The sequence below is a fragment of the Streptomyces sp. NPDC006197 genome, from assembly GCF_040613865.1.
Lineage (GTDB): Bacteria > Actinomycetota > Actinomycetes > Streptomycetales > Streptomycetaceae > Streptomyces.
Genome location: NZ_JBEXSZ010000036.1, coordinates 47,321 through 57,873, shown reverse-complemented (window position 1 = coordinate 57,873; position 10,553 = coordinate 47,321). Strand labels below are relative to the sequence as shown.

The 10,553-nt window shown below is 74.0% G+C and carries 11 protein-coding genes and 8 tRNA genes; 10 read left to right on the top strand and 9 right to left on the bottom strand.

What is annotated here, in order from left to right; all coding sequences use genetic code 11:
* Window positions 1–62: 62 nt before the first annotated feature.
* Together ABZ318_RS14460 and ABZ318_RS14455 are read right to left on the bottom strand one after the other, a co-directional pair.
* Window positions 63–134 (bottom strand) — tRNA-Val (locus ABZ318_RS14460).
* Between the two features lie 39 nt (window positions 135–173).
* Entirely contained in the window at window positions 174–620 is a 447-nt protein-coding gene (locus ABZ318_RS14455) for an SRPBCC family protein (protein WP_356902777.1), read from the bottom strand.
* Window positions 621–703: 83 nt separating this feature from the next.
* Here ABZ318_RS14455 and ABZ318_RS14450 point away from each other — a divergent pair, with 83 nt between their 5' ends.
* Window positions 704–3,568, top strand: a complete 2,865-nt coding sequence (locus ABZ318_RS14450; protein ID WP_356902776.1) for a hypothetical protein — start codon at window positions 704–706, stop codon at window positions 3,566–3,568.
* 50 nt (window positions 3,569–3,618) lie between these two features.
* Here ABZ318_RS14450 and ABZ318_RS14445 read toward each other — a convergent pair.
* Together ABZ318_RS14445 and ABZ318_RS14440 are read right to left on the bottom strand one after the other, a co-directional pair.
* Window positions 3,619–3,693 (bottom strand) — tRNA-Val (locus ABZ318_RS14445).
* Between the two features lie 54 nt (window positions 3,694–3,747).
* Window positions 3,748–4,170: a TIGR02611 family protein gene (locus ABZ318_RS14440; protein WP_356902775.1), complete on the bottom strand. Its 423-nt coding sequence runs from the start codon at window positions 4,168–4,170 to the stop codon at window positions 3,748–3,750.
* A 189-nt stretch (window positions 4,171–4,359) separates the two neighbouring features.
* Between ABZ318_RS14440 and ABZ318_RS14435 the strand changes: the two genes are divergently transcribed.
* Window positions 4,360–4,773: an SsgA family sporulation/cell division regulator gene (locus tag ABZ318_RS14435; RefSeq protein WP_015032345.1), complete on the top strand. Its 414-nt coding sequence runs from the start codon at window positions 4,360–4,362 to the stop codon at window positions 4,771–4,773.
* 191 nt (window positions 4,774–4,964) lie between these two features.
* A complete protein-coding gene (locus ABZ318_RS14430) occupies window positions 4,965–5,522 on the top strand; it encodes a CGNR zinc finger domain-containing protein (RefSeq protein WP_030691999.1) in 558 nt (185 codons plus the stop codon).
* A gap of 16 nt (window positions 5,523–5,538) precedes the next feature.
* On the opposite strand, the gene ABZ318_RS14425 is transcribed toward ABZ318_RS14430, so the two are convergent.
* Together ABZ318_RS14425 and ABZ318_RS14420 are read right to left on the bottom strand one after the other, a co-directional pair.
* A complete protein-coding gene (locus ABZ318_RS14425) occupies window positions 5,539–5,703 on the bottom strand; it encodes a hypothetical protein (RefSeq protein ID WP_356902774.1) in 165 nt (54 codons plus the stop codon).
* 122 nt (window positions 5,704–5,825) lie between these two features.
* Window positions 5,826–6,239 (bottom strand): hypothetical protein, encoded by a 414-nt coding sequence (locus ABZ318_RS14420; RefSeq protein ID WP_356902773.1) that lies wholly within the window; start codon window positions 6,237–6,239, stop codon window positions 5,826–5,828.
* Window positions 6,240–6,387: 148 nt separating this feature from the next.
* Between ABZ318_RS14420 and ABZ318_RS14415 the strand changes: the two genes are divergently transcribed.
* Window positions 6,388–6,903, top strand: coding sequence for a DsbA family protein (locus ABZ318_RS14415; protein ID WP_356902772.1), 516 nt, complete (start codon window positions 6,388–6,390; stop codon window positions 6,901–6,903).
* A gap of 6 nt (window positions 6,904–6,909) precedes the next feature.
* Here the strand turns inward: ABZ318_RS14415 and ABZ318_RS14410 are convergent, their stop codons facing one another.
* From ABZ318_RS14410 to ABZ318_RS14400, 3 genes are read right to left on the bottom strand one after another with little or no spacing between them, the layout of a single operon-like run.
* Window positions 6,910–7,749: a GNAT family N-acetyltransferase gene (locus ABZ318_RS14410; RefSeq protein WP_356902771.1), complete on the bottom strand. Its 840-nt coding sequence runs from the start codon at window positions 7,747–7,749 to the stop codon at window positions 6,910–6,912.
* Between the two features lie 42 nt (window positions 7,750–7,791).
* The gene (locus ABZ318_RS14405; RefSeq protein WP_356902770.1) at window positions 7,792–8,622 is read right to left on the bottom strand and encodes an aminodeoxychorismate lyase; all 831 of its coding nucleotides are present in this window, start codon (window positions 8,620–8,622) and stop codon (window positions 7,792–7,794) included.
* Window positions 8,619–9,686 (bottom strand): chorismate-binding protein, encoded by a 1,068-nt coding sequence (locus tag ABZ318_RS14400; RefSeq protein WP_356902769.1) that lies wholly within the window; start codon window positions 9,684–9,686, stop codon window positions 8,619–8,621. Before ABZ318_RS14400 ends, ABZ318_RS14405 begins: the two co-directional genes overlap by 4 nt.
* Window positions 9,687–9,963: 277 nt before the next feature.
* On the opposite strand from ABZ318_RS14400, the gene ABZ318_RS14395 reads away from it, so the two are divergent.
* The 6 genes from ABZ318_RS14395 (at window position 9,964) to ABZ318_RS14370 (ending at window position 10,531) form a co-directional block, all read left to right on the top strand.
* Window positions 9,964–10,036, top strand: a tRNA-Gly gene (locus ABZ318_RS14395).
* 39 nt (window positions 10,037–10,075) lie between these two features.
* A tRNA-Cys gene (locus ABZ318_RS14390) sits at window positions 10,076–10,149 on the top strand.
* A gap of 1 nt (window position 10,150) precedes the next feature.
* A tRNA-Val gene (locus tag ABZ318_RS14385) sits at window positions 10,151–10,222 on the top strand.
* A 34-nt stretch (window positions 10,223–10,256) separates the two neighbouring features.
* Window positions 10,257–10,331: transfer RNA gene (locus ABZ318_RS14380), tRNA-Val, on the top strand.
* A 27-nt stretch (window positions 10,332–10,358) separates the two neighbouring features.
* A tRNA-Val gene (locus ABZ318_RS14375) sits at window positions 10,359–10,430 on the top strand.
* 29 nt (window positions 10,431–10,459) lie between these two features.
* Window positions 10,460–10,531 (top strand) — tRNA-Val (locus tag ABZ318_RS14370).
* Window positions 10,532–10,553 lie beyond the last annotated feature (22 nt).

The following is a 10,553-nucleotide window of genomic DNA, read 5'->3' as shown; positions in this document are numbered from 1 at the left end:
CGACCTGCGGTCCACCGGCGAGAGCGAGTCCGCGGCCCTTTCGACGGACCGGCCTTTCCCGGTGGGCGATACTGGGATCGAACCAGTGACCCCTTCGGTGTGAACGAAGTGCTCTCCCGCTGAGCTAATCGCCCGGGAACGGGTTGAACCATACAGGCCCGCGCGCCCTTCGTTCAAACCGCGCCGAGCAGGGCGGCGAGTCCGCGCCGTCCCCCGCGCATCATCAGGGCGTGGTTGGCGCGGAAGACCGGCCGCCCCGGGACGGCGAGGGCCCGCAGGAGGCGGGCGCGGACCTCCACCTCCTGCTCGTACAGGGCGCGGGCGCCGGCCCCGTCCGCCGTGAGGGTCCAGCGGGCCCATCCCTCCAGGTCGCCGCCGAGGCCGATCTCCAGGACGCCGGCGGCCGGGTCGCGGCGCAGGGCCCGGACGGTGACGACGAGGTCGTACGGGAGGAGGGAGCGGAAGCGGGCGGTGCCGGTGGTGTCGTCGAGGGGGGCGACCTCACGGACCTGGGGCCACCAGCGGGGGTAGTCCTCGGCGCGCTCGAGGACCGCGTAGACGGAGTCGGGCGTGGCGGCGAGCCGCCAGACGCAGCGGAAGCGGTACCGGCACCAGTCCATGCCCCCAGTGTGGGCGTACTCAGGCGGGAATCTGAGTACCGGGACGCATTCCCGTCGACTGGGGCCGGAGCCACACTCCGGGTATGGACAACTCACTGCCGCCCGCGGACGAGCTGGTGCTCGTCGACCGCGAGCTGGCACAACTCGACGCGCGCCGGTCCCGGTTGCTGGCCCGCCGCGCCTGGCTGGTCCAGGTGCTGTATCCGCCGGTCGCGGCGGCACCGCTCCACCCGCGACCGCCGGTCGCGGACTCGACGCCCCGCAGCGCGCAGAACGTGCTGCTGACGCTCGGCGGCACGCTGCTGACGATCGCGGCGGTCGCCTTCACCCTGGTGAGCTGGGGCTCGATGGGGATCGGCGCCCGCGCGACGGTGCTGGCCGTGGTGACGGGTGCGGCGCTCGCGGCGCCGGTGGCGCTGCTGCGCAAGGGCCTGGTGTCGACGGCCGAGTCGGTGGCGGCGCTGGGGCTCGTCCTGATGGTGCTCGACGCGTACGCGCTGCACCGGGTGGCGCTGGCGGAGACGGGCGGCCTGGGATACACCGCCGTGGCGTCGGCGGTCCTCGCGGGCGCTTGGGCGGCGTACGGCTCGGTGCTGTCCCGGTTGCGGACCCCGCTGCCGGCCGCCGTGGTCGCGGCGCAGCTGCCGCTGCCGCTGGGTGTGCTCGCGGCCGGGGGCGGGTCGACGGCCTTCGCGTGGGCGGCGCTCCTGACGGCGACGGCGGACGCGGCGGTCGCGCTGTGGACCCGGCCGGTGTCCGTCCGGATCACGGCGGGCGCGGCCGCGGCCGCGCTGGGCGGTTGGGCCCTGCTGACGGGCGGCTGGCTCTCCCTCGTCTCCCCGTGGAGCGGCGCGCCGCTCCTCCTCGCGGGCGCGGCGGTCGCCCTGTACGCGGCCTGGCGCGTCCCCAACTTCGCGGTGGCGGCCTCGGCGGTCGCGGGCCTGGCGGTCCTGACGGCCTCGGGCGGCCTCCTGCGCACGACCCTCCCGACGGACTGGGCGGTACCGGCCTATGTCTTCTGCGCCCTGGCCCTGGCCTCGGTGTGGCGCCTGGGCGACGCGCCGACGGCGACGGTCGCGCAGCCCACCCCGACGGACACGGGCCCCGGCCCGACCGCCTCAGCGGGCACGGGCGTCGGTCCGGCGGCCCCCGCCGACGGAGAGTCCGACCCGGCGGGCACGGGCTCCGGCCCGACCGCCTCGGCCGGCACGGGCGTCGGTCCGACAGTCCCCGCCGGCGGGGAGTCCGGCCCGGCGGGTGCAAGGCCCGGCCCGGGCGCCTCGGCCGGCGTCGGCTGGGGGCCGACGGCCCCGACTGGCGCGAACTCCGGGCGGGCGGCTCTCGTCGGCGCGAAGTCCGGCGCGGCCGGCTTCGGCGGGCGCGTGCCGCGGGGGATACGGCTCGGTCTGGCCGGTGCGGGTGCCGGGGTCGTGGCGCTCGGGGTCGTGTGGGCGCTGCCGCCGGTGGTGGCGGGGCTCCTCGGGCCGGTGGCCCGGACGACCGACGTCTGGTCGGGGGAGCACGCCGCGCGTGTCCTGGCCTCCTACCCGGCGACGGCGCTCCTCGTCCTCGCGGCGGCCGTCGCCGCCCTCGCGCTCCTCCCCCGCCTCTGGGCCCGGTGCGGGGCCCTCGCCCTCGCCTGGGCGCTGCTCACGGCCCTGCCGGTCTCCCTCGGCCTCCCGTACGCGGCGACGCTCGTCCTCCAGCTGCTGACGTCGGCGGCGGCCCTGTGGGTCGCGGTCCGCCCGGGCCCGCTGACGCGCGGCCTGCGCGCGGTCACCGCTCCGGCCGGGCGCGCCGACGCGCCGGGTGCGGACCCGCGGGACCCGCACGCGGCCCCCCGGGAAGCCGCCGGCCCGGCCGCGCCCGGGACCTCCGGGCCGACGGCCGACGGCCCGGCCGCGCCGCCGGCCCCCGGTTCCGGGACCCCCTGGCCCACCTGGGCGCCCTCGCGGCCCCGGGCGCAGGCTCCGGCCGTGGAGCCCGGGGTCGTCCTCGGATGGACCGCGTACGTCGGCGGCGTCGCGTCCGCCGTGAGCGCGGTGGCGCTCGCCCTGGACGTGCGGGGCGCCACCTTCGCCGCGCTCGGCGCGGTCCTCGCGCTCCTCACGGGCGTCGCGGTGCTCGGCGCGGACGCCCGCCGGGTGGTCTCCGCCGTCGGTGCGGTGCTCGCGGCGACGGGGCTGGTGTTCGCGGTGGCGGCCGCCGGCGGGTTCGAGGACCGGTGGACGGCGCTCGCTCTGCTGCTTGTCCCGGCGGCGACCGCCGCACTCGGCTCCAGGGCGCCGCGCCCGGTGGCCCTGGCGGTCGAGGTCACGGGCGGGGCCGTGGGGCTGCTCGCCCTCGGGATCGCCGCGTCCCGGCCCGCGTTCCTCGCGCTCGCGCTGGCCCTCGGCGGGGTGATCGCGGCGGCCACGGCCGTCCGGCCCGAGCGGCGGCGGTTCGCCTCGTGGACGGCGGCGGTGCTGTTCCTGCTCGCCACGTGGGTGCGGCTCGCGGTCTGGGACGTGACGGCCCCGGAGGCGTACACGCTGCCGGTGTCGGTGCCCGCGCTGGTCGTCGGGTACCTGCGGCGGCGCCGGGACCCGGAGGCCTCGTCGTGGACGGCGTACGGCCCCGGTCTGGCGGTGACGCTGCTGCCGAGCCTCCCGGCGGCCTGGGTGGACCCGGAGTGGGCGCGCCCGCTGGCCCTGGGGGTCGCGGCGCTCGTGGTGACGCTCCTCGGTGCCCGTTTCCGGCTCCAGGCGCTCCTGGTGCTGGGCGGCGCGGTGCTCGCCCTGGACGGGCTGCACGAGCTGGCGCCGTACGTGGTGCAGGTGGTGGGCGCGCTGCCGCGCTGGCTGCCGCCGGCCCTGGCGGGGCTGCTGCTGCTCGCGGTGGGTGCCACGTACGAGCAGCGGCTGCGGGACGCCCGGAGGCTGCGGGAGCGGCTGGGGCGGATGCGGTGAGACGCCGAAGGCCCGGAGACGGTCTTCCGTCTCCGGGCCTTCGGGCCGAGTGGTGGGCGATACTGGGATCGAACCAGTGACCCCTTCGGTGTGAACGAAGTGCTCTCCCGCTGAGCTAATCGCCCCGGCGCACCGCAAACATTACCGCATGTCAGCGGTGCTTCCGAACCATCGGAAGGTCACTGGTCGATCTTCCACGGCATGACGAAGCCGAACTTCCAGAGGTAGACGCCCAGCAGGGCGGCGATGATCACCAGACCGATGGTGGTGAGGATGATGTTCCGGCGGCGGACCTTGGGGTCGAGGGCGCGCTGGGCCGCCTCCGTGACCTTGCGCTTGGTCCAGCGGAGCACGAGCTGGGCCCAGACGAACTCGGTCGCCCAGATCGCCATGCCGCCGAAGATGACCAGCCAGCCGGGCCCCGGCAGCGGCAGCATCACCACTCCGGCGCCGACCACGGCGAGTCCCACGATGAAGACGCCGACCTGCCAGCTCAGATGCAGGCCTCGCCGGGACTTGATGAACTCCGGTGCGCGGGATCCCAGTTCGGCTTCCTGGCCGTCCGCGGATTCCCCGGTGTGCTCGTCACTCTCCGCATTCATGCCCCCAACCTACCGGACGGGGAGCCGCGACCGGAATGGCGGTATTACCGCAGGTCACACGCCCCCATACGAGCTACCTGAACGCTCACAAAACCGACAGAGGGGTTTACAACGCCACCGGAGGTGGCATGTCGATTTCGCCGACGTGCGAATCCCCGAGCGCACACTGAGCGAAAGGCCCTGGCGCTTATGAACACCACGGTCAGCTGCGAGCTGCACCTGCGCCTCGTTGTGTCGAGCGAGTCATCACTGCCTGTACCCGCGGGCCTGCGGTATGACACGGCCGATCCGTATGCCGTGCACGCCACCTTCCACACCGGAGCCGAAGAGACGGTCGAGTGGGTCTTCGCCCGCGACCTTCTCGCCGAGGGGCTGCACCGCCCCACCGGCACGGGCGACGTCCGCGTCTGGCCGTCCCGCAGCCACGGTCAGGGAGTCGTCTGCATCGCGTTGAGCTCCCCCGAGGGAGAAGCCCTGCTCGAGGCCCCGGCGAGGGCCCTGGAGTCGTTCCTGAAGAGGACCGACGCCGCCGTGCCACCTGGCACCGAGCACCGGCACTTCGACCTGGATACGGAGCTCTCCCACATCCTGGCCGACAGCTGAGCCAGGCCGAGAACCGCACGGCGCCGTCCGACTCGGGGAGACGGCGCCGCGCGGACAGTCACACAGGCACGAGATCCGGCGCTCCCACCGCGCAGCCGGCGCGGTGGCGGGCGCCGGTGTCGTCTTCCGGGGCGCGCTAAAGTCAGCGCCATTCCGCGGGCGCCCGCCCGCGGCCGGCCAGGGAGCGAATCGTGCTGATCCCCCACGACACCCGGATCGCCCTCGACACCGTCGTCGATCTGATGAACACCGCGCCCCAGGGCGACCGCGCCGACGAGCTCGCGGGCGTCCCGGAGCTCCACGACTTCCTGGACGCGCACAAGGTCAGCGGCGTGGGTGAGCTCGGCCCCGACGACCTGCGCGCCGTGCGCGAGGTGCGCGAGAAGTTCGCGGCGGTCTTCTCCGCCCCCGAGGCCCGGATCGCGGCCCCCCTGATCAACCAGCTGGTGGCGGGCGCGGGCACCACGCCCCAGCTCACCGACCACGACGGCTACGACTGGCACGTGCACTACTTCGCGCCGGGCGCCTCGGTGGCGGACCACCTGGCGGCCGACTGCGGCATGGCCCTGGCGTTCATCGTCGTGGCGGGCGAGCAGGAGCGGCTGCGGCGCTGCGAGGCGCCGGACTGCGGCCGGGCCTTCGTGGACCTCTCGCGCAACCGCTCGCGCCGGTACTGCGACAGCCGCACCTGCGGCAACCGCCTGCACGTGGCCGCGTACCGGGCGCGCCGCAAGGAAGCCGCGGGCTGAGCCCCGCTCGGGAGGGTCAGAGCACGTAGAGGTCGTGCACGGCGGCCATCAGCAGCAGACAGCCGATCACCCCGAGGAAGATCATCAGCGGTGGCTGGGAGAGCGCGAACAGGCAGCCGCGCGGCTCTTCGGCAGGGGCGTCGGTGGCGGCGGGGAGGGGCTCCCGCGAGGTATCCAGCATCTCGGGGGGATGATGGCGCACCCCGCACCCGGTGAATCCCGCAACACGCCCCACCGCGGGGGCCGTTCACCCCTTCCCGTGGATCACGGAAAGAGGACGGGCACGGGAACCGCCAGAAGTGATCAGATTCCGTGCTTCTTCAGAATCGCCTCGATGTCGCTGAAGTCCTCACCAGCGGACTGGCCGGCCCGCGGCTTCGCCGTCACGCCGCGGGAGGGCGCCGACGCGGCCGGGGCCACGGCTCTCGGCTCGGCTCCCCCGGCGGTCACCTCACGGCCGGCCCGGCGCCGCTCCACGGCCCGGGTGGACAGGAAGAGCAGCCAGGCGACGCCCAGCACGCCGAAGCCGGCCCAGGCCACCGGGCTGAAGGCCGTGTCGGCGATCCAGTCGACCGCGCCCGTCATCACCAGGCCGAGCGGCACCAGGGCGTAGGCCGCGATCCGGGCGGCGGACAGGAACCGCTTCCGGTACGCCGAAATCGCGGCGATGCCCAGGCCCGCCGCGGACACCGCGGAACAGATGGTCTCGGCGAGCATGCGATCCTCCAGGTGCCGGGCGGTACGTCCCTTCCATCCTGCACCGCCGGGACGGCCCGGGCCATGTCCCGGGCCCGGTCTCAGGGAGATCTCCGGGTCGTCCCGGCCGGGATCTCCTCCCCAGGTCCCGGTGAGGGAGACTGCTGCCATGAACGACTCCACCACCGCACCCGCCTCCCCCGTCGTCCTGGAGGCGTGGTTCGACCTCCAGTGCCCCGACTGCTTCCAGGCCCTCGACGACGTCCGCGCGCTCCGCGAGAAGTACGGCGACCGGCTCGACGTACAGCTGCGCCACTTCCCGCTGGCCAAGCACAAGCACGCGTACGCCGCCGCCCAGGCCGCCGAGGAGGCCGTGGAGCAGGGCAAGGGCTGGCCGTACGCGGAGGCGCTGCTCGCCAGGACCGCCGAGCTCGGCGAGCGGGGCGAGCCGGTCCTCCTGGAGGTGGCGGCCGGGCTCGGCCTGGACGCCGAGGAGTTCGACACCGCGCTGATCGACGGCCGACACCTGCTGACCGTGGACGCCGACGAGGCCGAGGGCAAGGCGATCAAGGTCACCGGCACCCCGACCTACGTCATCGGCGGCGAGCGCCTGGACGGCGGACAGAGCCAGGAGGGCCTGCGGGAGCGGATCGAGACGATCGCCGACCGCCTCCTGGAGCGGTAGGGCGTCTCAGACCAGCGGCTTCGCGCTGTTGACGCGGGTCGTGCGGTAGCCGAGCGACTCGTAGAGCCGGATCGCCGGGGTGTTGCCCGCGAACACGTGCAGTTCGACGAGGCGCTCCCCGGCCTCCAGGGCGACGTGCTCGGCGAGGAGCATCAGGGCCCTGCCGTACCCCTTCCCGCGCTCCCCCTCGACGACCTCGACCTCGAAGACGAAGGCCGTCCCCTTTCCGGGCTCGCGCTCCATCCGGCCCACCCACACATAGCCGACGGCCTGCCCGTCGCGCAGGCCGACGACGACCGTGACGCCCGGGGTCGCGAGGCCCTGCGGGAGGAAGCGGCGGCGGCCGTCCTCGGCCTTGGCGAGCGCCTGCTCCTCCGGGACGCCCCGGTCGATCCAGCTCCGCGCGAAGGCGGCCCGGGACTTCGCCGACCACTCCTCGAACTCCGCCTCGGTCACCGGCCGGTGCGCGAAGCCCTCCGGGAGCCGCGGGGGCTCGGCCGGCAGCTCCTTGACCATGTTCCGGCTGCGCTCGGTGTAGCCGAGCGAGCGGGCCATCCGCAGGGCGGCCTCCGCCTCCGCGGGCACCGAGATCTGCACCTCGCCGCAGCCCCAGGCCCGCAGCACCTCCTCGGAGGCGAGCGCCGCCACGGTCCCCCGGCCGCGGCCCCGGTCGGGCTCGTCGACCAGGAGGCCCTCGATCAGGCCGGAGCCGGTGCCGAAGGCCGGATCGGTGGCGAGGCGGACGGAGCCGACCCGGCGGCTGTTCACGCAGATGTCGAAGGTGCGGGAACGGCCGCCGTCGGCGGACTGCTGAAGCGGCTCGGTCGGCCGCAGGGTGGTGGTCATCACGGGTGTTCTACCCATCCGCCCGGCACCCGTCATCCGGATTTACGCGAGCCGCGGATCCCGGTTCCCGGCCGCCCGCTCGTCGAAGATCCGCATCGCCTTGGCGGTGACGGGGCCGGGCGCGCCCGCGAGCTCGCGGCCGTCGACCCGGTGCACGGCCTGGACGTCGCGCAGGGTCGAGGTCAGGAAGATCTCGTCGGCACTCTCCAGCACCTCCAGCGGCAGGTCGGTCTCCTCGGCGCCGGTCCACTCCACGGCGAGGGCCCGGGTGATGCCCGCGAGGCAGCCGGAGGAGACGGGCGGGGTGAGGATCCCGCCGTCGACCACGACGAAGACGTTGGAGCCGGTGCCCTCGCAGAGCTGCCCCACGGTGTTGGCGAAGAGCGCCTCGGAGGCCCCCTGCTCGCGCGCCCTGGCGAGGGCGACGACGTTCTCGGCGTACGAGGTGGTCTTGAGGCCGGTGAGGGCTCCGCGCTCGTTGCGCGTCCAGGGGACGGTGATCACGGCGGTGGAGTCGGGGCGGCGGCCGGTCTCGCCGAGGGCGACGACCAGGCTCGTCCCGGCGTCGCCGCGCTCCGAGCCGAGCGGGGAGAGTCCGCCGGTGTACGTGATGCGGAGCCGGCCGAGCTCCATCGGGTTGGCCTCCAGGACGGCCGCGCAGGCGCGGCGGACCTCGTCGAGGTCGGGGTCGGGCAGGCCGAGGCCGCGGGCGGAGCGGGTGAGCCGCTCCAGGTGGAGCGTGAGAGCAAACGTTTCGCCACGCTCCGCCTTGACCGTCTCGAAGATGCCGTCGCCGACGGTCAGTCCGTGGTCCAGTACGGAGACCCGGGCGGTCTCCGCGTCGTGCAGCCCGCCGTTGACCCAGAGTTTCATCGAGAAGTGGCCTTTCCGCTCGCCTCACAGGCGCCTGACTCGTAGGCGCCCGACGCTATCGCGACCAGCCGGGCCGCCTTCAGCTCGGTCTCCTCCCACTCGCGCTCCGGGTCGGAGCCCCAGGTGATCCCGGCGCCCGTGCCGAAGCGGAGCACGCCCTCGGGGCGGTCGATCCAGAAGGTGCGTATGCCCACGGCCAGCTCGGCGGTGTCCGCGTCGGCGTCGACCCAGCCGATGCCCCCGCAGTACGGCCCCCGGGGGGCGGTCTCCAGCGCCTCGATGATCCGCAGCGCGCTGGACTTGGGCGCGCCGGTGACGGAGCCGGGCGGGAAGGTGGCGGCGAGCAGCTCGGGCCAGCCGGCGTCCTCGCGCAGCAGGCCGGTGACCGTGGACACGAGGTGGACGAGGCCGGGGTGCTCCTCCACCGCGCAGAGCTCGGGGACCGCGACGGTGCCGGTCTCGCTGACGCGGCCCAGGTCGTTGCGGACCAGGTCGACGATCATCACGTTCTCCGCGTGGTCCTTGGGCAGGAGGTCGGCGGCGGTGCGGCCGGTCCCCTTGATGGGGCCCGAGGAGATCAGGGCCCCTTCCCTGCGCAGGTACAGCTCGGGGGAGGCGGTGGCGATCTCCACGCCGTGGGCGGGTAGCCGGATCGTTCCGGCGTAGGGGGCGGGGTTGCCCCGGGCCAGGAGCGCGGTGAGGGCGTCGACGTCGGCGCCGGCCGGGTCCGGCAGGGGCGCGGTCAGCACCCGGCAGAGGTTCGCCTGGTAGACCTCGCCGCGCGCGATGTGCTCGCGCACGCGCCGTACGCCCGCGGTGTACGCGGCACGGTCGAGCGAGGACGTCCAGTCGCCGGCGGCGGGTCCGCGCCAGGCGCCCGGGACGGGCATGGGGACCGGGTCGGGCCGGACGTCCCCGAAGCGCGCGCAGGTGAGGCGCCCTTCGAAGTCCGCGCAGACGGCCCAGAAGCCCGCGGAGTCCAGTGCCTCGGGATCATGGGTGACGTCCCGGAGGTCGGTCGCGACGAGGCCGCCGAAGCGGGCCAGGGGAGCAAGGTCGTGCACGCATCGAGTCTAGGTCCGGCGGGGCGGGATACGGGGCCGCGTACGCCGGGGCACGAGGGGCGCGCGGGACGGAGGCGAGGGAGGGCGTCCGATGGGGGCTCCCTGCCACCCCGGGGACACGGCGGGTGAACGCCGTGCGAACCCTCCGTGAGGCCGGGCGGGGCGCGGGGAAGGGCCCGCAGGTCAGCACGCTGCGGAAACGCGTTTTTGTACTGGCCCAGGAATCCGCTAGAGTTCAACACGTCGCCGGGACGCGCAAGCGGAACGGAAACGACAAGCGGACGTGGCTCAGTTGGTAGAGCATCACCTTGCCAAGGTGAGGGTCGCGAGTTCGAATCTCGTCGTCCGCTCGATGTGGGGGATCTTCCCGAACCCCTGTATTCACTCCTGGTGGAGTGGCCGAGAGGCGAGGCAACGGCCTGCAAAGCCGTCTACACGGGTTCAAATCCCGTCTCCACCTCCAAGGACGATTAGCTCAGCGGGAGAGCGCTTCCCTGACACGGAAGAGGTCACTGGTTCAATCCCAGTATCGTCCACTGGATCTTCGGGTCCTGGATCTTCGGATCCCCCGCGCGATTAGCTCAGCGGGAGAGCGCTTCCCTGACACGGAAGAGGTCACTGGTTCAATCCCAGTATCGCGCACCACAGTTCACGCACCCCTCGGGTGCGCCCGCGCGATTAGCTCAGCGGGAGAGCGCTTCCCTGACACGGAAGAGGTCACTGGTTCAATCCCAGTATCGCGCACACAGTACAGGCACCCCTCGGGTGTACCCGCGCGATTAGCTCAGCGGGAGAGCGCTTCCCTGACACGGAAGAGGTCACTGGTTCAATCCCAGTATCGCGCACACAGTACAGGCACCCCTCGGG